Below are 20,999 nucleotides of genomic sequence, written 5' to 3'. Positions count from 1 at the left end.
GGCCGGGCGTAGACCGTACGGCACGGTACAGCGCTCGGACGTTCAACGGCGAACGAAGAACGGGGCAGTGATGCGCAGCAGGAGCAGCACCATCCGGACACACAGGGCCGTCACCACGCTCGCCGCTCTCCTCGCGGGGGCGCTCGCGCTCAGCGCCTGCGGAGGCGGCGACGACGACAAGAAGACCGGCGGCGGCGAGAGCAGCGGCGCCGCAGGGACGGGCGGCGGCGTCACCCTGCCGAAGCTGGACGGCGCGAGCCTGGAGGTCGCCGCCGTGTGGACCGGCGGCGAGCAGAAGAACTTCAAGCAGGTCCTCGCGGAGTTCGAGAAGCGCACGGGCGCCAAGGTCACCTTCGTCCCCGCGCAGGACCCGATCATCAACTTCCTCGGCTCGAAGATCGCGGGCGGCCAGCCGCCGGACGTCGCGCTGCTGCCGCAGCCCGGTGCGATCAAGCAGGCGGTCGACAAGAAGTGGGCCAAGCCGCTGGGCGCCGAGGCGCAGGCCCAGCTGGCCAAGAACTACGCGCAGGGCTGGCAGGACATCGGCAAGGTCGACGGCAAGCAGTACGGCGCCTACTACAAGGCCGCCAACAAGTCGCTGATCTGGTACAACGCCAAGGCGTTCGAGAACGCCGGCGCCAAGGAGCCCACGACCTGGCAGGAACTGCTGACGACCGCGCAGGCCGTGTACGACTCGGGGGTCACGCCGTTCTCGGTCGGCGGCGCCGACGGCTGGACCCTCACCGACTGGTTCGAGAACATCTACCTCTCCCAGGCGGGCCCCGAGAAGTACGACCAGCTCGCCCAGCACAAGATCAAGTGGACGGATCCCTCCGTCAAGGAGGCGCTGACCACGTTGGCCCAGGTCTGGGGCAAGAAGGACTATGTCGCGGGCGGCGCGAAGGGCGCGCTCCAGACCGAGTTCCCGGCCTCCGTCACCCAGACCTTCACCGGCGGCGACCAGCCCAAGGCGGCGATGGTCTACGAGGGCGACTTCGCGCAGGTCAACATCGGTGAGACCAAGGCGAAGGTGGGCACCGACGCGAAGGTGTTCCCGTTCCCGGCGGTGGGCTCCGCCGCGCCGGTGGTCTCCGGCGGTGACGCGGCGGTCGTCCTGAAGGACTCCGAGGCGGCCCAGGCGCTGGTCGCCTTCCTCGCCTCGGCGGACGCGGCGACGATCCAGGCGAAGCTCGGCGGCTATCTCTCGCCGAACAAGAACGTGCCGAACTCGGCGTACCCGAACGACGTGCAGCGCACGATCGCCAAGGCGCTGATCGCCGCGGGCGACGACTTCCGTTTCGACATGTCCGACCAGGCCCCGCAGTCCTTCGGCGGCACGCCCGGCAAGGGCGAGTGGAAGGCCCTTCAGGACTTCCTGATGAACCCGTCGGACGTCGCGGGCGCCCAGGCGCGGCTGGAGAAGGACGCGGCGGCGGCGTACGGGAACGGCGGCTGAGCCGGCGATGGCGTCGGCCACGGCGGCGGGGGGCCCACCGTCCCCCGCCGCGCCCCGCAACCGCAAGAGCGTGACCGGCACCCGCAGGGCGGTGGCAGCGCTCTTTCTGCTGCCCGCCCTGGTGCTGCTCGGCGCGCTCGTGGTCTACCCGATCGGGTACTCGCTCGTCCGCAGCTTCTACGACTCCTCGGGCGACGGATTCGCCGGATTCGACAACTACCGTGCCCTGTTCACCGACGACGGCATCCGCACCGCGCTGAAGAACAACATCATCTGGGTGGTGTTCGCGCCGACCGTGTCCACCGCCCTCGGCCTGGTCTTCGCGGTGCTGACCGAACGGGTGCGCTGGGGAACGGCGTTCAAGCTGGTCGTCTTCATGCCGATGGCGATCTCGATGCTGGCCGCCGGGATCATCTTCCGGCTGGTGTACGACCAGGACCCGGACAAGGGCGTCGCCAACGCGGTGTGGGTGGGGATCCACGACACGTTCGCCCAGTCGTCCGCGTTCCCGAAGGCGCACCCTGGCCGCGAGTCGCCGCTGCGGGCGGACGGCGGCGGCTTCCTCACGGCGGCGACCGTCCGCGCCGGCACCCCGGTCGCCCTGCCGCTGGTCGGTGTCGCCCCCGACCAGATGCCCGGCGACGCCCGCCCGGCTCGGGCCGCGCGGCCCGAGCCGGGGAAGGTCACCGGCACCACCTGGCAGGACTTCACCCGCGGCAAGGGCGTCGGCACGCTGGGCGCCCCCGACCCGTCCGAACTCGGCTATGCGGGCATGAAGATCGAGGCGGTGAAGGACGGCAAGGTGGTGGCCGCCACGAAGGCCGCCGCCGACGGCACGTTCACGCTGCCCGCGGCGGCCGACGGGGCCCGGCTGCGGCTCCCTGCGGACAACTTCAAGGCGCCCTACAACGGCGTCGACTGGCTGGGCCCGTCGCTGGTGACGCCGGCCATCATCGGGTCGTACGTATGGATGTGGGCGGGTTTCGCGATGGTGCTGATCGCGGCCGGGCTCGCGGGGGTGCCCCGGGAACTCCTGGAGGCGGCGCGGGTCGACGGGGCGAACGAGTGGCAGGTGTTCCGGAGGGTCACCGTGCCGCTGCTCGCGCCGGTCCTCGCGGTCGTCACCGTCACCCTGATGATCAATGTGCTGAAGGTGTTCGACCTGGTCTTCATCATCGCGCCCGGCTCCTCGCAGGACGACGCGAACGTGCTGGCCCTTGAGCTGTACCGGAAGGGCTTCTCGGAGGGCCGGCCCGGTGTCGCGAGCGCCATCGCGGTGCTTCTGCTGCTGCTGGTGATCCCCGTGATGTGGTTCAACATTCGCCGGTTGAGGCGGGAGGGGCGGCGATGACGACGCATGCCGAAGGCATCGGTGAGACGGCCCCGGGCCCGGTGGTGACGGCCCGGCGGCCGCTCGGCGCGCGGATCGCGGAGCGGCTGAGCGGCGGACTGGTCCGCGCGGTCCTGCTCGTCGTCGGCCTGTTCTGGCTGGTGCCGACGATCGGGCTGCTCGTCTCCTCGCTGCGCGCGCCCGAGGACATGAGCGCGGACGGCTGGTGGAAGGTGTTCACCGAGCCGTCCCAACTCACCTTCGACAGCTACCAGAAGCTGCTGGAGAACAGCGACATCACCAACTCCCTGGTGAACACGGTGCTGATCACGGTCCCGGCGACGGTGCTGGTCGTCGTCATCGGCTCGCTGGCGGGCTACGCCTTCGCGTGGATGGAGTTCCCGGGCCGCGACTGGCTGTTCCTCGCCGTGGTCGGACTGCTGGTGGTACCGGTGCAGGTGGCGCTGATCCCGATCGCCGAACTGTTCGGCACCATCGGGCTGTTCGGGTCGATCCTCGGGGTGGTCCTGTTCCACGTCGGTTTCGGCCTGCCGTTCGCGGTGTTCCTGCTGCGGAACTTCTTCGCGGAGATCCCGAGGGAGCTGCTGGAGGCGGCCCGGCTCGACGGCGCGGGCGAACTGCGGCTGTTCGCCCGGGTGGTGATGCCGCTCGGCGGGCCCGCCATCGCCAGCCTGGGCATCTTCCAGTTCCTGTGGGTGTGGAACGACATGCTGATCGCTCTGGTGTTCACCAAGTCGGGTGCGCAGCCGATCACGGTCGCCCTGCAGACGCAGGTCCGCCAGTTCGGCAACAACATCGATGTGCTGGCGCCGGGCGCGTTCATCTCGATGGTGATCCCACTGGCCGTGTTCTTCGCGTTCCAGCGGCAGTTCGTCTCCGGGGTCATGGCGGGCGCGGTCAAGTGACACGGCCAAACAACCAAAAAAGCACGGCGGTTGGGGGCGGGTCGGCAACGGCCCGCCCCCCGGCGGCGTGCACCGGGGGTCCCCCACTTGCCGCACAGAACCGTAACCACTTCACTCCACCGGCCGTTCCCGGGCAGAACGCCCGCGACGACCGACCCATGGATGTGCCGTGCCCAGGTTCAGTGTCATTGTCCCCGCGTACCAGGTCCAGGCATATCTGCACGCATGCCTGGACTCGGTGCTGGAGCAGTCGTACCCGGATCTCGAACTGATCGTCGTCGACGACCGCTCGCCGGACGCGAGTGGAGCGATCATCGACGAGTACGCGGCCCGTGACCCACGGGTGCGGCCGGTGCACCTGCCCGAGAACCGGGGCCTCGGCCGGGCCCGCAACGCGGGCATGACGTACGCGACCGGCGACTACCTGGTCTTCCTCGACGGCGACGACACGCTCACCCCGCGCGCCCTGGAGTGGATCGCCGACCGGATCAAGGAGACCGACGAACCGGACGTCCTGGTCTACGACTACGCGCGCACCTACTGGACGGGCGAGGCGGTCCGCAACCAGGTCGCCGCCCAGCTCACCGAGGAGGGCCAGGCCCCCTTCCGGCTCGCGGACCGGCCGGGGCTGCTGAACGTCCTGATGGTCGCCTGGAACAAGGCGTATCGCAGGGAGTTCGTCGAGGCCGAGCGGCTGTCGTTCCCGCCGGGCTACTACGAGGACACCCCCTGGACCTTCCCGGCCCTGATGGCGGCGCGGTCCCTGGCGACCCTGGACCGGGTGTGCGTGCACTACCGGCAGCGCCGCAGCGGCAACATCCTCGGCACCACGAGCCGCAAGCACTTCGACATCTTCGAGCAGTACGACCGGGTCTTCGCGTTCCTCGCCGAGCGGCCCGAACTCGCCCGCTGGCAGCCGGCGTTGTTCCAGCGCATGGTCGACCACCTGGCGACCGTGTACGGCAAGCCCGACCGGCTGCCGCCCGGCAGCCGGGCCGAGTTCCTGCGCCGCGCCCGCGCCCAGTACCTGCGCCACCGCACGCCGGGCACCCGCGTCCCGCCGCGCTCGCGTCTGCGGCACACCCTGATCCGGCTGGGCGCGCACCGCACCTACCGCGCGCTGTATCTGGCGGCGGCCCTGCGCCGGCGCGCACGAAGGTACGCCGCGGGCCTGCGCCGGGTGGTGCGCGCCGCCGTGCTGTGGCTGCACTACCGGATCCAGCTCTGCCTGCCCGTGCGCCCCGACCGTGCGGTGTTCACCGCTCACGGGGGCCGCGGCCACGGCTGCAACCCGGGCGCCCTGGAGGCCGCGTTCCGCAGGTACGCCCCGCACATCCGCACGGCGTGGATCGCCCGGCCCGAGCACCAGCACACCGTGCCGCCGGCCACCCGCCGGCTGCGGCCGGACACGGCGGCCTACTGGACGGCGCTGGCCCGCGCCAAGTACCTGGTGGTCAACGCCGACCTGGACCCGCGGCTGGTCAAGCGGCGCGGCCAGGTCTGTGTGCAGACCCGGTACGGCACCCCGCTCAAACGGATGGGCCTCGATCTGCAGGACCGCCCGGCCGCCGCCGGCGCCACGGACTTCAGGGCGTATCTGAACGACGTCGACAAATGGGACTACGTCCTGTCCGCCAACCGCCACTCCACCGTGACCTGGGAGCGGGTGTGCCCGGGCCGCTACACGACCCTGGAGTACGGCTACCCGCGCAACGACGTCTTCCAGAAGGCGACCTCGGCGGACGTGTCCCGGCTGCGCGAACAGCTCGGCATCCCCCGGGGCACCGTGGCGATCCTGTACGCGCCGACCCACCGCGACCACCGGCGCGACCAGCACCTGCTGCTCGACCCGGAGCGCCTGCTGCGCCGGCTTGGCCCGCGCTATGTGCTGCTGTTCCGCGCCCACCCCGGGCACGACGGGCCGCCGGTGGACGGCGAGCGCGTCCTCGACGTCAGCGGCCATCCGAGCGTGGAGTCCCTGTGCCTGGCGTCGGACGCGCTGGTCACCGACTACTCGTCGATCATGTTCGACTACGCCAACCTGGACCGGCCGATCGTCGTGTACGCCCCGGACCGCGAGGCGTACGAAGCGGCCCGCGGCACCTACTTCGATCTGCGCTCCTGTCCGCCGGGCGCGTACGCGCGCAGCGAGGACGAGCTGATCGACATCTTCGCGACCGGCCACTGGCGCGGCTCGCGCTCGACCCAGCTGCGGGCCGCGTTCCGGGAGCGGTTCTGCCCGTTCGACGACGGCCGGGCCGCCGAGCGGGTCGTCCGGCATGTGGTGCTGGGCGAGGCCGTGCTGCTGCCGCCGGTCACGCCGCTCGCCGAACGTCATCCGGTGCCGTCGGCGTCCTCGGCGCTCGCCGGTCCCCCGTTGGTCACCCTTCCGCAATCTTCCGGCCCGCTCACCGTCACCGACTGCCGCTGAACACCGTTGGCCCTCTCGGGAGTTCCCATGCCCTGCAGCACCTCGCGGCCCACCCCGACCCGGCCGGCCACCTGGCGGCCGACCGGGCGGCCCGGCCGCGTCCGTACGGCCTGAGTCCCGGGACCTTGGCGACCCGGGAGGCAGGTAACACAACAGAAAGAGCGCAATGCCCCGCTTCAGCATCATCGTTCCGTCCCACGGGGTCGCGGGCCGGCTGTCCCAGGCGCTGGACTCGGTCCTCGCACAGTCCTTCACCGACCTGGAGCTGATCCCGGTCTGCGACTCCCCCGACTCCCCGGCGGCGGACGTCGCCGGGGAGCACGCCGAGCGGGACTCCCGGGTGACCCCGGTGCACTCACCGCCGTCCGCCGGGCTGAGCGGGGCCCGCAACGCCGGGATGCGGGCGGCGTCCGGCGGCTATCTGCTGTTCCTGGACGGCGACGACCTCCTCCTGCCGGGCGCGCTGGCGGCGCTGGACGCCCGGCTCAGTGCGACGGGCGACGTGGACGTGCTGTACTTCGAGCACGAGCGGGCCCCCTGGTGGGAGGGCGAGCCGAGCAATCCGGCCGCCCCACTGCTGGCCGCCGCCCCCGGCGGCGCGTTCGCGCCCGCCCGCGCCCCGCGGCTCACCGGCGTACCGCTCCCGGCGTTCAGCGCCGCCTACCGCCGCTCCTTCGTCGCCGAGCACCGACTCGCCTTTCCCGACGGCCACTTCACGGATGTGGGCTGGGGCGGCCTGACGACCCTCGCCGCCGAGCGGGTCGCGGTGCTGCGCCGGGCCGTGGTCCGGCACCGGCTGCGCCGGCAGGGCAACCGGCTCAATCTGCCCGGCGCGCACCAGCGCGACCTGCTCGACCAGGTGGACCTGGTGCTGACCCGGGCAGCCGAGCGGGGGCTGGCCGGTGACCGGGCCAGGCCGCTGTTCGCACAGCTCTTCGCGGCCGTCCTGAAGACGGCTTCCCGGCCCGAGCGGCTGCCCTCCGGGCACCGGGCCTTCTTCCGCCGCGCCCACCGGCTGTACCGCCGGCACCGCCCGGCCGGTTTCCGGGTGCCGGCCGGCAGCCTGGGCGTCCAGCACCGGCTGCTCGCGGCGGGCGCCTACACGGCGTTCAGCGCGCTGCGCGCCGCCAACCGGTCGGCAACGCGGGCGGCCGAGCGCGTCCCGCGTCCCCGCGGGCTGCGCACCCGGCTGCGCTACCGGGCGCAGCTGCGCCGCCCGATCGACCCGCGGCTCGCCGTGTACTGCGCCTACTGGGGCCGCGGCTACGCGTGCAACCCGGCCGCGATCCACGCCAAGGCCCGCGAACTCGCCCCGCACATCCGCTCGGTGTTCCTGGTGGAGGCGGGCAAGGAGCACGCCGTGCCGCAGGACGTGGACCATGTCGTGATCGGCTCCCGCCGCTACTGGGAGGTGCTGGCCCGCGCCAAGTACCTGGTCAACAACGCCAACTTCGCCGAGGGCGTGGTCAAGCGGCCGGGCAGCGTGCATGTGCAGACCCAGCACGGCACCCCGCTGAAGACGATGGGCGTGGACCAGTCGACGTACCCGGTGGTGGCCGCGCAGTCCGGCAGCTTCGCCAAGCTGCTCGGCCGGGTCGACCGCTGGGACTTCAACCTGTCCTCCAACCGGCACTCCACCCAGATGTGGGAGCGTGCCTTCCCCGGCTCGTACGAGGCACTGGAGTACGGCTATCCGCGCAACGACGTGTACTACACGGCCACCGCGCGGGACGTGGCCCGTATCCGCCGGGAACTCGGCGTGCCCGAGGGCCGCACGGCCGTCCTGTACGCGCCCACCCACCGCGACCACCACACCGGTTTCGAGTCGGGCCTCGACCTGGAGGCGTTCTGCGAGGCGGCCGGCGAGGACGTGGTCGTGCTGCTGCGCGCCCACTACTTCTACGACCGCGGCCGGGCCGGGGCCGGCGGCCCGGCCGGCCGGATCATCGACGTGTCCGCGCACCGCTCCTCCGAGGACGTCTGCCTGGCCGCGGACGCGCTGATCACCGACTACTCGTCGATCATGTTCGACTACGCCAACCTGGACCGGCCGATCGTGGTGTACGCGGACGACTGGGACGTCTACCGGGAGACGCGGGGTGTCTACTTCGATCTGATGGCGGCGCCGCCGGGACCGGTGGCGCGCACACCGGAAGAGCTGGCACGCGTCTTCTGCGACGGCACCTACGCGGGGGCCGAGTCGCGGGCGCTGCGGGCCGCGTTCCGCGAGCGGTTCTGCGAGTTCGACGACGGGCGGGCCGCCGAGCGGGTGGTGCGGCGGGTGCTGCTCGGCGAGTCACCGGAGGCGATCCCGCCCGTGACGCCGCTCGCGGAGCGCGTCCCCGCCCCGGCCGCCGTGACCCCCGCAAGGAGCTGACCCGCAGTGCCCCGCTTCAGCGTCATCGTCCCCGTCTTCAAGGTGCAGGGCTTCCTGCGCGAGTGCCTCGACTCGGTCCTGGAGCAGTCCTTCGCCGACTTCGAGGTGATCGCCGTGGACGACCGCTCGCCGGACGGCTGCGGCGCGATCCTGGACGAGTACGCGGACCGCGACCCACGCGTGACCGTGCTGCACCTGCCCGAGAACGTCGGCCTCGGCCGCGCCCGCAACGCCGGACTGCCCCACGCCACCGGCGACTACCTGCTGTTCCTCGACAGCGACGACACCCTCACACCCGGCGCCCTCGGCGCCATGGCCGACCGGCTCGCCGAAGCCGACGACCCGGACGTCCTGGTCTTCGACTACGCCCGCACCTACTGGTGGGGCGGCACCCGCCGCAACGTCCTCGCCCACGTGCTGACCGAGGCCGGTGACGGCACCTTCACGGCGGCCGAACACCCCCGCATCCTGGACCTGCTGATGGTGGTCTGGAACAAGGCGTACCGCCGCGCATACGTGGCCCAGCACGACTTCCGCTTCCCGCCCGGCTACTACGAGGACACCCCCTGGACCTTCCCCGTGATGCTCAGCGCCCGGCGCATCGCGGTGCTCGACCGGATCTGCCTGAACTACCGCCAGCGCCGCCAGGGCAACATCCTGTCCACCACCAGCCGCAAGCACTTCGACGTCCACGACCAGTACGAGCGGGTCTTCGCCTACGTCGACCAGCACCCCGAACTCACCGCCTGGCGGCCGTTCCTGCACCGCAAGATGGGCGAACACTGCCTCGACATCCTCGCCAAACCCGACCGGCTGCCCCCCGCCGACAAAGCCGAGTTCTTCCGGCGCACGGCCGAACTGTTCCGCCGTCACACCCCCGAGGGGGCCCGCGTCGACGGGGAGGTCTCCGTGCTGACCGGCCCGTACCCGGTCTATGTGGCGCGGCGGCAGGCGGGGCGGGCCGGCCGGGAGCTGGCGCGGCGCGGGCTCCAGGTCAGGCGGGCCGCGGCCGGGCGGGTCAAGCGGGGCGTCTTCGCGGTGCACGCCGGCCGGCCGCTGGACCCGCACCTGGTGCTGTACTCGGCGTTCTCGCACCGCGGGGTGCTCGGCGATCCGGCCGCCGTGTACTACAAGGCGCGGGAGATCGCCCCGCGGCTGCGGGGCGTGTGGGTGGTGCGGGACGCCACGGACCGCGCGCTGGTCCCGGACGACGTGGAGCATGTGCTGCTCGACTCCCCCGCCCACCACCGGCTGGCCGCCCGGGCCACGTTCTTCGTGAACAACGTCAACTGGCCCGGCACGCTGGTCAAACGGCCCGGCAGCGTGCACATCCACACCCATCAGGGCACCCCGCTCAAGTACATGGGCGCCGACCTGCTCGACAAGCCCGGCGCCCGGCTCGGCGTCGACGTGCCGCAGATGCTGCGCCGGGCCGACCGCTGGGACCACAGCCTCGTCGCCAACCGCCACTCCGAACGCGTGTGGGAGCGCGCCTACCCCTGCCACTTCGCCTCGGCACGCACCGGCAGCCCACGCAACGACATCCTCGTCCGCGCCGCCCTCGACCCCACCAGCACCCTGGCCGGGGACGCCTTCCGCACACGGCACGGCATCCCCGCCCACCACCGCGTCGTGCTCTACGCGCCCACCCGCCGCGACTACCGCCGCGGCGGCCACGTCGACCGCATCGACCTCGCCCGCCTCGCCGCCGACCTCGGCGACGACCACACCCTCGTCGTACGACTGCACCCCACCCTGGCCACCGGCCCCGCCCGCGGGATGGGCCTCACCGAACTGCACCGGCGCGGAGTGGTCGTGGACGCCACGGACGAACCGCACGTCGAGGAGGTGATGCTCGCCGCCGACGCACTGATCACCGACTACTCCGCCCTGATGTTCGACTACGCCAACCTCGACCGGCCCATCGTCGTCCACGCCGACGACTGGCCGGCCCACACCGCGAGCCGCGGCGCCTACTTCGACATCACCACCGAAGCGCCCGGCCATGTCTCTTGTTCCTACGAGGAGTTGGCCGCGCTGTTCGCCTCCGGGCGCTGGCGGGACGCCGAGTCGGCCCGGCTCCGGGACCGATTCCGGTCCCGCTTCTGTGAGTTCGACGACGGACGGGCCGCCGAACGCGTCGTACGGACCCTGATGCTCGGCGAGACGGGCTGGACGCCGGAGCCCGATGCCGTCCGGGTGCCCGGCCCGGCCGCCGGCCGCGGCCTGCTGGCGTCGACATGAGGGCGCGCACCTGGGTGCTGCTCCTGGCCGCCGTGTTCGCGCTGCTCCAACTCGCCTCCGTCACCGGCCGGGACACCCCCGACTCGAAGAACTACGTGGCGTACGCGCTGACGCTGGGCGGCGCGGACAAGCGGGAGGCCGCTGCGGCGGCCATCGACTGGGCCTGCGCGGGCCGGGCCTCGCTCGCCCGGCGCGGGCAGAGCGTGGACGTGGTGCGCTTCCACCGGCCTGACCCCACCTCCCGGGTGGTCGCCGAGTGCCGGGCCGACGCGCTGGGGCGGGTCGAGCGGCGGCTCGCGGCCGGGCAGACGGACGGGCACATCCCGCCGTTCATGAAGCCCCGGCTCAAGCGGATCTTCGAGGTGCGGCCCGGCTACCCGGTGTTCCTGCTGCCGTTCGTCACGACGCTGGGCGTGACCTGGGGCGTGTGGACGGCGAGCGTGCTCGTCGCGGCGGCGGGCGGTGTCCTCGTCTTTCTGATCCTGCGCACCCTGGCGGTGTCCGTGCCGCTCGCGCTGACCGGGCAGGCGCTGTACTACGTCCTGCCCTGCGGCACGACGGCGATGCGGCCGATGACCGAGGGCCTGATGCTGGCGCTGACCCTGGCCGCGGTGTGGGGGTGTGCGCTGGCGCTGACCGGCCGGGTCCGGGCGGCCACGGCCCTGGCCGGTGGCGGGCTGCTCGCACTGTTCACGGTCAAGCACTCCCAGTCGCTGTTCCTCGGGCTGACCCTCGCCGTCGCGGGCACCACGGTCGTCGTGTTGCGGCGGCGACGCGGGCGGGCACCGGGGCGCGGGGCCGTGGCGATCACCGTGGTGGGGTGCTGTGCGGCGCTGGGCACCATGCTGCTGGCGCGGCTGCTGCACTATCCGGCCGAGTCCGAGAGCATGCAGGACCTGCTCACCGATCACTTCGCCCGGCCGGACCGGGCCCGCCCGTGGCCGGAGTTCCTGCATCTTCAGGGCAACTTCTGGCTGGAGTGGGCGCGGCGGCAGGCGCAGCAGCCGCTGTTCGTGGCGGCGCTGGCGGCCGGGCTGTGGGGCGCGCTGCGCCGGCCCGCGTTCGGCTGCTTCCTGCTGGCCGCGGCGGCCACCGGGTTCCTCACCCAGGCGGGCCATCCGGACATCAACATCTGGGGCGAACGGCTGATCGTGCTGGCCTGGCTGCTGCCGGTGGTCGGGGTGCCGCTGCTGCTGGAGCCGGTGCTCAGGCGGACGCTGCCGCTGCCCGCGCAGGGGCCCGGCCGGCGGCCGGCTCACTCGATGAGGTGAGCAGCGGCACGGCCGCTCACCCGGGCGATCACTCGGCAAATGCCCCGCCTCGTTCGTGTCCCGGCCCTCCGGTGACCCTCGGCGTCCTGGTCCCGCGCCCCGTGCGCGGGACCACCGCGCTACGCGCAGGCCGTCTCCGGCGGCCGAGCCCCTACCAGCCCTTCGTCCTGCTGTTCTGGCTGGCGATGACGCTGACCTACTGACGGGTGCCACCGTGCCGGCCTGCTGACCGTGCAGGCCCGCCCGGTTCCCCCGGTTCACTCGATGACCAGCTCCACCGGGACGTTGCCGCGGGTGGCGTTGGAGTAGGGGCACACCTGGTGGGCCTGCTCGACCAGCTTGCGGCCGGTGTCCGCGTCGACGGTGTCGGGCAGTTCGACCCGCAGGGTCACCTTCAGGGCGAAGCCCTCACCCTGCTTGCCGATGCCGACCTCGGCGGTCACCGCGGCGTCGCTGACGTCCACCTTGGCCTGGCGGCCGACGACGCCGAGAGCGCTGCCGAAGCAGGCCGCGTAGCCGGCGGCGAAGAGCTGTTCCGGGTTGCTGCCCTGGCCGTTGCCGCCCATCTCCGCCGGCAGGGCCAGGGCGAGGTCGATCCGGCCGTCGGAGGAGACGGCGCGGCCCTCGCGGCCGTGGGTGGCGGTGGCGACGGCGGTGTAGAGCGCGTCCATGGAAACCATCCCTCTTGAAGTCGCGTTCGTGGTCCGGCGGCTCCTTTTCCTGCCGCCCTCACGACCACAAGTAGAGCACACAATTAAATTGTGCACAACTAAATGGCGCGTCGGGCTATCCTGGAGCCATGACCGCCACCGAGACCCCCGCCGCCGAGGCGGACTGGCTCCGACTGGACCAGCAGATCTGCTTCTCCCTGCACGCCGCGTCCCGCGCCTTCAACGGCCTCTACCGCGTGCTCCTGAAGGACCTCGGACTCACCTATCCGCAGTACCTGGTGATGCTGGTGCTGTGGGAGCGGGGCGACCTGCCCGTCAAGAAGCTGGGCGAACTGCTGCGGCTCGACTCCGGGACGCTGTCACCCCTGGTCAAGCGGCTGGAGGCGGCCGGTCTCGTCCGGCGGGAGCGCAGCTCGCGCGACGAGCGGTCGGTGGATGTGCGGCTGACCGAACAGGGCGCGGCGCTGCGCGAGCAGGCGCTCCGGGTGCCGCGCGGCATCGCCGCCGCGACCGGTTTCGACCCCGCCGAGATCAGCGAGCTGCGCGAGCGTCTGGACCGCCTCACCAGCGCGCTGGACGCCGCGGTCCTGAAGGCGCCACCGGAGCCCCGCTGAGCGCTCGGCCGGATGTGCCGCGCTGTGCCGTCGGTTGTCCGCGGCACCGTCGTGGCTGGTCGTTCCCCCACGTTCTCGGCTTCGCTCGAACAGGGGGGACCCCCATCGCGGCTAAGCCGCATATCGATACGGCCCCGCGCCCCCTTCGGGGCGCTGGCGAACCGCCCTCACCCGCTCACCAGCGCTCCGGACGCTGCGGCACTTGAGGGCCCGCCGGTGCCACCGGCGGCTCGGTGGCGAGCGTGCGGCGGACGTAGAGCCGCAACAGCACCCGGCCCCGCACCAACTGCTCGCGCAACGCGAACTCCTGTGTGACGACGGAGAGTTTGAGCCGGTCGAGGGAGTTGCGCGGGTGACCCGGCCGTTCCACGGCGTACCGGTCGGCGACCACCCACACCCGGTCAAGCCCCGCGAGCCTGCGCCGCAGGGCCTTCGCGTCCACCTCCGTGCCGTACAGCGTGCCCGACGCGGGCGCCCCCGTCGCGAGGGCCACGTCCCGCACTCCGCGAAAGCCCGCCGGATACGCAAGCGCGGTGGCCCGCGCCTGCCCCGGCACGAACAACACCGGGTCACCGGGCCGCAGTTCGCGGGCCGCGACGCGCGAGACGGCCGCCAGGTTGTCGGGGCGGTGGTCCGCGGAGCGGTCCGCGCGCAGCAACGGGAGCTGATGGACGAGCGCCACGGCGACGGCGAGGGCGCCGGCGAGCGCGAGCAGCGGTGAGCCGGCCCGCGCGCGCCCCAGCCACCCGGACCCCGCGCGCCCCAGCCAGCCGGCCACCCGGTCCGCCCCGGCCGCCACCAGCAGCGGCGCCCCGGCCAGCGCGTACAGCACATAGCGGTCGACGTACAGCGGGGAGAACCGGGAGACGAGCATCAGCGTCACCGGCGGCACCACCGCGAGCGGCAGCGCGACCGCCGCGCAGGTGAGCTCGCCGCGCCGGCCGACCAGCCGGGTCAGCGCCACCGCCGCGAGCGCCAGGCACGTCCAGTACACCGCGGGCGTCGGCCCCGCGAACGCCCGCAGCAGGGCCAGCGCGCTGCCCAGACCGGGCTCCCGCAACCAGGCGACCTGCGCGGACTGCGCGTGCGAGACGACCACCAGCGGCAGCAGCGCGAGGACGACGGCCCCGGCCGCACACGCCCAGCGGCACCACACCCCGCGCGCCACGCGTGCCAGCGCCAGCGTCACGGCGTGGGCGAGCAGCAGCAGGACAGCGAACTCGTGCAGCAGACAGGTGACGCCCAGGACGGCGCCGTACGCCCACCAGACCCGGCCGCCCCGTCCCCGCCAGCCGACGTCCCGCCCCCGCCCGCCGACGTCCCGCCCTCGCCCGTCGGCGTCCCGTCCTCGCCCGCCGGGTTCACCCGGACCGGGGGGCGCGCCGACCGCCCGTACGAGCAGCAGCGTCGCGCCCGCGGCGCCGGCCGCGACCAGCGCGTACGAGCGGCCCTCCTGGGCGTAGTGGCCGACCATCGGCGTGACGGCGTACAGCAGCCCGGCCCACAGTCCGACCCGCGGTCTGATCAGCCGGGCGCCGAGCGCGGCGACCAGCGCCGCGGCCGCCGCCGCGCCGCACACCGAGGGCAGCCGCAGCAGCACCTCGCCGGGCCGGGGCGCGATGACGGCGTGCATCACCAGGTAGTACAGCCCGTGCACCGCGTCCACGTCGTGCAGCAGCCGCCAGATCTGCGGTATCGAGCGGCGCGCCACCTGGAAGGTGACGGCCTCGTCACGCCACATGCCGCCGCGGTCCAGCCCCCACAGCCCGAGCACGAGCATGACAGTCGCGGGGACGGCCACGACCGCGGCACGACGGACACGGCTCGACGGCCGGATCAGCAGACGCCCGATGTTCACCACGGTCCGATCTTTTGCGATTAGCCAACCTTTGCCGGTCAATGACGGCGTATCGGCATGAATACACCATCCGCGCGGCTTACGCTCCCTGGTGATGAACCGCCGTCAGTTCCCCCTCGTGTCCCTCGCCGCACTCTGGCTGACCACCCGCGCGCTGATGCTGTGGCTGCTCGCGCACGACACCACGCCGCTGCTCGGCCGGGGCGCGGTGGCCCGCGAGGTGTGGCGCCTGTACTTCCACTGGTACGGGCTCCTGTCGCACGGCGCCTTCCCGGCGCACGACACGCTGTGGCAGTACCCGCCGGGCGCGGGCGCGGTGCTGCTGTCCCCTGGGCTGCTGCCGGGACTGACGTACTTCCAGGCGTTCGTGGCCCTCACGCTCGCCGCCGACGCGGTGATCGTGCTGGCGTTGGCCCGCGCGGGCACGCGGCCGGGCCGCAGCCTGCTCGGGGCGGGACTGTGGACCGCCGGCCTGCCGCTGCTGCTGCACCTCCCGCTGGCCCGGTACGACGTCCAGGTCACCGCCCTCGCCGTCATCTCCCTGCTGTCGCTGTCACGCTCCACACGCATGTGCGGGGTGTTCGCGGCGCTGGGCGCGCTGGTGAAGGTGTGGCCGGTGCTGGTGCTGCTGGGCACCCCCCGGAAACGGCCGACGCGGTCCGCCTGGACATGGGCCGCCGGGACCGGCGCCGTCGCCCTGGGACTGTTCGCGCTCCTGTTCGCCGAGCCGCTGTCCTTCCTGCGGCAGCAGAGCGGCCGGGGCGTGCAGATCGAGTCCCTGGGCGGTACGGCGCTCAGCCTGGCCCGGCACGCCGGCTGGTCCGGCCGGGTCCGGTACCGGTACGGCGCGATGGAGTTCACCGGCCCGCACGTCTCCGCGGTCGCCGGGGTCTGCCTCGCGCTCACGGCCGCCGCCTGCTGCGTCCTGCTGCTGTGGCGGGTGCGGGCCCGGCGCTGGAACGAGGCGACCGCGTTCGACGCCGCCCTGTGCGCCGTGCTGCTGTTCACGATCACCAGCCGGGTCATCAGCCCGCAGTACATGGTCTGGCTGCTCGGCCTGGCCGCCGTCTGCCTGACCTCACGGCACACCGCCCAGCGCCCGGTCGCCGCGCTGGTGGTGGCGGCGAGCGCGGTCAGCGCCGTCGTGTATCCCACGCTGTACGGCGAGGTCATCCACTGCACCTGGACCGGCTCCCTGCTGATGCTGCTGCGCAACGGCCTGCTGGTGGCCGCCGCCGGGCTCTCCCTCGTCCGGCTGTGGCGCGCCACCCGGCCACTGCCCGCGCCCGCCGCGACCGCCGTCGGCTCCCCGACCGGCCGCGAGCGTGTTCCGCACCGGGCACTGAGCACCCCCTGAGGAGAGATCACGGACATTCCCACGACTCCGCGGCCCACGGGGGTGAGCGTCGTCGTCATCGGTTACAACGACGCGGCCCATGTGTCGGACGCGGTCCGGTCGGCACTCGCGCAGGGGCCCGCCGTCCGGCAGGTCGTCGCCGTGGACGACTGCTCCACCGACGACAGCCCGCAGCTGCTGGCGCGGCTGGCCGCGGACGATCCCCGGCTGACGGTGGTGCGCCGGACGGTCAACAGCGGGGGCTGCGGCAGCCCCCGCAACGACGGCCTGGACGCGGTGACGTCCCCGTACGTGATGTTCCTGGACAGCGACGACGTACTGCCCGCGGGCGCGGTGGCCGCGCTGCTCGGGGCGGCGACCGGGGCGGGCGCCGAGGTGGCGGGCGGCCTGTGCGTGCGCCGCGAACTGCCGTCCGGACGCGAACGCCCCTGGCAGGAGTCCCTGTACGCGGCGCACGCCGTCGTCGCGCACCCCTTGCTGCGCCCCCGGCTGGTCCACGACACGCTCTGCGTCAACAAGCTCTACCGCACCGGTTTCCTGCGCGAGCACGGCATCCGGTTCCCCGAAGGCCGCTTCCTCTACGAGGACTTCGTGTTCACCGCGCGCGTGCTGGCCGCCGCGCCGCGCATCGCCCTGGTGCCCGACCCGGTGTACGTGTGGCACGTGCGGCGCGCGGCCGACCGGCTGTCGCTCTCCCTCGACCGGGCGGACATCGGCAACTGGCGGGCACGCACCCGTGCCTGCGCACTGGCCCACGACATCCTGCTGGGCGCCGGGCACAAGGAGCTGGCACGGGCGGCACGGGCCAAGTTCCTCGACCACGAACTGCGCATGTACGCGCGCGATCTGGAGCTGCGCGACCCGGCCTACCGGCGCGCATGGTGGGCGCACACCCGGGCGTATCTGGAGCAGTACGAGCCGGCCGACTGGGAGCGCGAGACGACCGCGCCCGGCCGGCTGCTCGCCCGGGTCGTCCTGGCGTCCCCGCAGCCGCGGGACCTGGGCCGCATCAAGGAGCTCGCCGCCCGTCCGGCTCGGCTGTGCCCGCCGTACGCCCGCGGCCCTGACGGCACGCCCGTCTGGTCCGACGATCTGCCCGAAGTCGGCCTCGCCCCGCTGCTGACCCGGCCCATGGGCCTCCTGCCGCTCGCCGTGGACGCGGAACTGCGGCCACGCGCGCGTACCACGCTGCTGCGGCTGCGCCTGCACGAGCTGTACGGGCGGGTGGCGCGGGCGGGCCCCACGGAGGTGGCGGTGGAGTGGCGGTCCCGGACGGACGGGCGCCCGGCCCAGCGCCGCACCGCCGCGTTCACGCCCGCGCCGGACGGCGGTTGGTCGGCCGCCGTGCGCGTCGAGCCGGCCGGGCTCGGCGCGGGCACCTGGGATCTGCGGCTGCGCGTCCGCTTCGCCGACGGCACGCACCGCGACATGACGGCGCACGCGGCGACGGGCGCCGGGCTGCTGCGCCGCCGCGCCCTGCCGAGCGCCCGCCACGGCATCCTGCTGATCCACCCATACGCCACCCACTCCGGCGCCCTGTCCCTACGCATCGCACCAGGCGCCCGAGGAGCCCTCTCCCTCGCCCAAGCCCGCCTACACCGCGCCCTTCAGACTTAGTGGCGCGATGAACTGCGCGACAAGCCCCAACCCAGCCGCAGACAAACGACGGCCACCCCCAAGACGCCCCGATAGGGGCGCGGGGAACTGCGCGACAAAGCCCTACGCTCCCGCAGACAAAAGAGGGGCCGCACCCAAGACGCACCCAGGGGCGCGGGGAACTGCGCAAAAACCACAACCCAGCCGCAGACAGACAACGGCCGAGCCAGAGCAACGTCAAAGCGCGCGCAGAGCCCCCACAGTGGCACGAGTGAGCGACGCCAGATACCCCTTGGGCAGCTTCGGAGCGCGAATCACCACCGACCGCCAGTACAGCGGCCCGGAGATCAGATCGAGCGCCAGCTCGCGATCGACCCCGCTCCGGATCTCCCCCCGCCGCTCCGCCGCCGAAATGATCGTGCTGGCAACCCCCTCCTGCCCGTCCCGCAGAGCCTTCTGCATGGCCTCGGCGATCTCCGGGTTGCGCGCGGCTTCGGCCTGAAGGTCCGGGATGATCTGCGAGGCCACGGGGTGGCGCAGGGCGCGGGACGTCACTTCGTAGAGCAGCCGCAGGTCACCCTCCAGGGAGCCCGTGTCCGGCGCCGGCAGCCCCATCACCGCGACCGCCGAGACCACGTCGAGGACCAGGTGCAGCTTGGACCGCCAGCGGCGGTAGACGGCGGTCTTGCCGACGCCCGCACGGCGCGCGATGCCCTCGATGGACATCCGGGCGTACCCGACGGACGCGAGTTCTTCGAAGACGGCGGCGCGGATGGCCTCGGTCACGTCCTCGCGCAGGACGGCGGCGCCTGCGGGCGTCCGTCGGCGGGGCCGCGCGCCGGGCTCGTCGGCATTCGTCGTCATGGCGTCCAGCATAGGGCGTTACGACGAAACGGTTGCGTTCCGACGTCCACACGTCCTACGCTCACGTTGCGACGATACGGTGCCGTCCCGACGTAAGAGAACGTGAAGAGAACTGCAAGGAAACACGGAGGGCCGGACCACCGCCCGGACGCACCACCCCCACCCCCCCCCGAGCGAAAGCAGCGGATGTGAGCCAGGTCCTCCACACACCGCCCCCGACGACGGCCCCGGCCGACGACGACCCAGCGGCGCTCGCCGCCCGGTACGGGCTCTCGGTCAGCGGCGCCCGCCCCACCCTGCCCGAGTACATCCGCCAGCTGTGGGCACGGCGCCACTTCATCGCCGCCTTCTCCACCGCCAAGCTCACCGCGCAGTACAGCCAGGCGAAGCTCGGCCAGCTCTGGCAGGTCATGACCCCGCTGCTGAACGCGGCGGTCTACTACTTCATCTTCGGTGTGCTGCTCGGCACCAAGCACGGTGTCCCGGACTACATCCCGTTCCTGGTCACGGGCGTGTTCATCTGGACCTTCACCCAGAGTTCGATCATGTCGGGCACCCGGGCGATCTCCGGCAACCTCGGCCTCGTGCGCGCCCTGCACTTCCCGCGGGCCGCGCTGCCGATCTCCTTCTGCCTCCAGCAGCTCCAGCAGCTGCTGTTCTCGATGGCCGCGCTGGTCGTCATCCTGCTGTGCTTCGGCGTGCCGGTCGCCGCCTCCTGGGTGCTGGCGGTGCCCGCGCTGGTCCTTCAGTTCACCTTCAACGCCGGCATGGCGATGATCATGGCCAGGATGGGCGCGAAGACCCCGGACATCGCCCAGCTGATGCCGTTCGTGCTGCGGACCTGGATGTACATCTCCGGCGTCATGTGGAGCATCGACAAGCTGGCCGCCAAGAACGACCTGCCGCGCGCGGTGACCACCCTGCTGGAGGCCAACCCGGCCGCCGTCTACATCGACCTCATGCGGTTCGCGCTGATCGACAGCTTCCACGCGAGCCAGCTGCCCCCGCACGTGTGGGCGGTGGCGGCCGGCTGGTCGCTGCTCGTCGGCGTCGGCGGCTTCATCTACTTCTGGAAGGCTGAGGAGACCTACGGCCGTGGCTGAGAACGAGAACTCCGGCATCCCCACCGTCGTCGCCGACCGCGTCGACATCGTCTACCGGGTCAACGGCACCGGCGCGGGCCGCGGCACCGCGACCGCCGCACTCAACCGCATCCTGCGCCGCAAGCAGACCGAGAAGGCGGCCGGTGTGCGCAAGGTGCACGCGGTCAAGAGCGTGTCGTTCGTCGCGTACAAGGGCGAGGCCATCGGCCTGATCGGCACCAACGGCTCCGGCAAGTCGACGCTGCTGAAGGCCGTCGCGGGCCTGCTCCCGGTGGAGAACGGCCACATCTACACCGACGGCCAGCCCTCGCTGCTCGGCGTCAACGCGGCCCTGATGAACGACCTGACGGGCGAGCGCAACATCTTCCTCGGCGGCCTCGCCATGGGCATGTCGCGCGAGCAGATCAAGGAGCGCTACCAGGAGATCGTCGACTTCTCCGGCATCAACGAGAAGGGCGACTTCATCACCCTCCCGATGCGCACCTACTCCTCCGGCATGGCGGCCCGGCTGCGCTTCTCCATCGCCGCCGCCAAGGACCACGACGTCCTGCTGATCGACGAGGCGCTGGCCACCGGCGACCGGTCCTTCCAGAAGCGCTCCGAGGCCCGCATCCGCGAGCTGCGCCGGCACGCGGGCACGGTGTTCCTGGTCAGCCACAACAACAAGTCGATCCGCGACACCTGCGAGCGGGTTCTGTGGCTGGAGCGCGGCGAGCTGCGGATGGACGGGCCGACGGAGGAGGTCATGAAGGAGTACGAGGCGTTCACCGGCGACAAGACGCCCAAGAAGCCGGCCAAGGCCGCGCCGAAGCCGCAGAAGAAGGCACCGGTACCGGCGCAGGACACGAAGATCGCCCTGCCCTCCTGACCCACGGCCGGAGGACTCCCGACCCACAGCCGA

At 72.6% G+C, this 20,999-nt stretch carries 16 protein-coding genes; 13 read left to right on the top strand and 3 right to left on the bottom strand.

What is annotated here, in order from left to right:
- Positions 1-70 precede the first annotated feature (70 nt).
- From AC27LF_RS34115 to AC27LF_RS34080, 8 genes are all read left to right on the top strand, one after another.
- Positions 71-1,456 (top strand): ABC transporter substrate-binding protein, encoded by a 1,386-nt coding sequence (locus AC27LF_RS34115; RefSeq protein WP_479660315.1) that lies wholly within the window; start codon positions 71-73, stop codon positions 1,454-1,456.
- A 7-nt stretch (positions 1,457-1,463) separates the two neighbouring features.
- Positions 1,464-2,807 (top strand): carbohydrate ABC transporter permease, encoded by a 1,344-nt coding sequence (locus AC27LF_RS34110; RefSeq protein WP_479660314.1) that lies wholly within the window; start codon positions 1,464-1,466, stop codon positions 2,805-2,807.
- Positions 2,804-3,712, top strand: a complete 909-nt coding sequence (locus tag AC27LF_RS34105) for a carbohydrate ABC transporter permease (RefSeq protein WP_479660313.1) — start codon at positions 2,804-2,806, stop codon at positions 3,710-3,712. The genes AC27LF_RS34110 and AC27LF_RS34105 overlap by 4 nt, the downstream gene beginning before the upstream one ends.
- Positions 3,713-3,881: 169 nt before the next feature.
- Positions 3,882-6,143 carry a bifunctional glycosyltransferase/CDP-glycerol:glycerophosphate glycerophosphotransferase gene (locus AC27LF_RS34100; protein WP_479660312.1) on the top strand — a complete coding sequence of 754 codons (2,262 nt, stop codon included), beginning with the start codon at positions 3,882-3,884 and terminating at the stop codon, positions 6,141-6,143.
- A gap of 166 nt (positions 6,144-6,309) precedes the next feature.
- Positions 6,310-8,520, top strand: a complete 2,211-nt coding sequence (locus AC27LF_RS34095; RefSeq protein WP_479660311.1) for a bifunctional glycosyltransferase/CDP-glycerol:glycerophosphate glycerophosphotransferase — start codon at positions 6,310-6,312, stop codon at positions 8,518-8,520.
- Between the two features lie 6 nt (positions 8,521-8,526).
- Complete coding sequence (locus tag AC27LF_RS34090; RefSeq protein WP_479660310.1) at positions 8,527-10,764, top strand: bifunctional glycosyltransferase/CDP-glycerol:glycerophosphate glycerophosphotransferase; 2,238 nt, start codon at positions 8,527-8,529, stop codon at positions 10,762-10,764.
- Positions 10,761-12,035 (top strand): hypothetical protein, encoded by a 1,275-nt coding sequence (locus AC27LF_RS34085; RefSeq protein ID WP_479660309.1) that lies wholly within the window; start codon positions 10,761-10,763, stop codon positions 12,033-12,035. Before AC27LF_RS34090 ends, AC27LF_RS34085 begins: the two co-directional genes overlap by 4 nt.
- A 71-nt stretch (positions 12,036-12,106) precedes the next feature.
- The gene (locus AC27LF_RS34080; protein WP_479660308.1) at positions 12,107-12,238 is read left to right on the top strand and encodes a hypothetical protein; all 132 of its coding nucleotides are present in this window, start codon (positions 12,107-12,109) and stop codon (positions 12,236-12,238) included.
- A gap of 54 nt (positions 12,239-12,292) precedes the next feature.
- On the opposite strand, the gene AC27LF_RS34075 is transcribed toward AC27LF_RS34080, so the two are convergent.
- The gene (locus AC27LF_RS34075; protein ID WP_479660307.1) at positions 12,293-12,706 is read right to left on the bottom strand and encodes an organic hydroperoxide resistance protein; all 414 of its coding nucleotides are present in this window, start codon (positions 12,704-12,706) and stop codon (positions 12,293-12,295) included.
- A gap of 128 nt (positions 12,707-12,834) precedes the next feature.
- Here AC27LF_RS34075 and AC27LF_RS34070 point away from each other — a divergent pair, with 128 nt between their 5' ends.
- Positions 12,835-13,320, top strand: coding sequence for a MarR family winged helix-turn-helix transcriptional regulator (locus AC27LF_RS34070; protein WP_479660306.1), 486 nt, complete (start codon positions 12,835-12,837; stop codon positions 13,318-13,320).
- A 175-nt stretch (positions 13,321-13,495) separates the two neighbouring features.
- On the opposite strand, the gene AC27LF_RS34065 is transcribed toward AC27LF_RS34070, so the two are convergent.
- Positions 13,496-15,100: a glycosyltransferase family 39 protein gene (locus AC27LF_RS34065; RefSeq protein ID WP_479660342.1), complete on the bottom strand. Its 1,605-nt coding sequence runs from the start codon at positions 15,098-15,100 to the stop codon at positions 13,496-13,498.
- A gap of 172 nt (positions 15,101-15,272) precedes the next feature.
- Between AC27LF_RS34065 and AC27LF_RS34060 the strand changes: the two genes are divergently transcribed.
- Both AC27LF_RS34060 and AC27LF_RS34055 read left to right on the top strand, forming a co-directional pair.
- On the top strand, positions 15,273-16,535 hold the full coding sequence (locus tag AC27LF_RS34060; protein WP_479660305.1) for a glycosyltransferase 87 family protein: 1,263 nt from the start codon (positions 15,273-15,275) through the stop codon (positions 16,533-16,535).
- 42 nt (positions 16,536-16,577) lie between these two features.
- Positions 16,578-18,152: a glycosyltransferase family 2 protein gene (locus tag AC27LF_RS34055; protein ID WP_479660304.1), complete on the top strand. Its 1,575-nt coding sequence runs from the start codon at positions 16,578-16,580 to the stop codon at positions 18,150-18,152.
- 216 nt (positions 18,153-18,368) lie between these two features.
- On the opposite strand, the gene AC27LF_RS34050 is transcribed toward AC27LF_RS34055, so the two are convergent.
- Complete coding sequence (locus AC27LF_RS34050) at positions 18,369-18,995, bottom strand: TetR/AcrR family transcriptional regulator (RefSeq protein WP_479660303.1); 627 nt, start codon at positions 18,993-18,995, stop codon at positions 18,369-18,371.
- A gap of 188 nt (positions 18,996-19,183) precedes the next feature.
- On the opposite strand from AC27LF_RS34050, the gene AC27LF_RS34045 reads away from it, so the two are divergent.
- Both AC27LF_RS34045 and AC27LF_RS34040 read left to right on the top strand, forming a co-directional pair.
- On the top strand, positions 19,184-20,098 hold the full coding sequence (locus tag AC27LF_RS34045; protein ID WP_479660302.1) for an ABC transporter permease: 915 nt from the start codon (positions 19,184-19,186) through the stop codon (positions 20,096-20,098).
- Positions 20,091-20,966 (top strand): ABC transporter ATP-binding protein, encoded by an 876-nt coding sequence (locus AC27LF_RS34040; protein WP_479660301.1) that lies wholly within the window; start codon positions 20,091-20,093, stop codon positions 20,964-20,966. The genes AC27LF_RS34045 and AC27LF_RS34040 overlap by 8 nt, the downstream gene beginning before the upstream one ends.
- The last annotated feature ends 33 nt before the right edge of the window (positions 20,967-20,999 follow it).

The organism is Streptomyces diversicolor, assembly GCF_057537855.1.
This window is presented reverse-complemented; position numbering and strand designations above follow the sequence as displayed.

Coding starts and splice junctions, on each gene's coding strand:
- AC27LF_RS34115 (WP_479660315.1), top strand. CDS start 71: ATGCGCAGCAGGAGCAGCACCATCCGGACACACAGGGCCGTCACCACG.
- AC27LF_RS34110 (WP_479660314.1), top strand. CDS start 1,464: ATGGCGTCGGCCACGGCGGCGGGGGGCCCACCGTCCCCCGCCGCGCCC.
- AC27LF_RS34105 (WP_479660313.1), top strand. CDS start 2,804: ATGACGACGCATGCCGAAGGCATCGGTGAGACGGCCCCGGGCCCGGTG.
- AC27LF_RS34095 (WP_479660311.1), top strand. CDS start 6,310: ATGCCCCGCTTCAGCATCATCGTTCCGTCCCACGGGGTCGCGGGCCGG.
- AC27LF_RS34085 (WP_479660309.1), top strand. CDS start 10,761: ATGAGGGCGCGCACCTGGGTGCTGCTCCTGGCCGCCGTGTTCGCGCTG.
- AC27LF_RS34075 (WP_479660307.1), bottom strand. CDS start 12,706: ATGGACGCGCTCTACACCGCCGTCGCCACCGCCACCCACGGCCGCGAG.
- AC27LF_RS34070 (WP_479660306.1), top strand. CDS start 12,835: ATGACCGCCACCGAGACCCCCGCCGCCGAGGCGGACTGGCTCCGACTG.
- AC27LF_RS34065 (WP_479660342.1), bottom strand. CDS start 15,100: ATGCTCGTGCTCGGGCTGTGGGGGCTGGACCGCGGCGGCATGTGGCGT.
- AC27LF_RS34060 (WP_479660305.1), top strand. CDS start 15,273: ATGAACCGCCGTCAGTTCCCCCTCGTGTCCCTCGCCGCACTCTGGCTG.
- AC27LF_RS34050 (WP_479660303.1), bottom strand. CDS start 18,995: ATGACGACGAATGCCGACGAGCCCGGCGCGCGGCCCCGCCGACGGACG.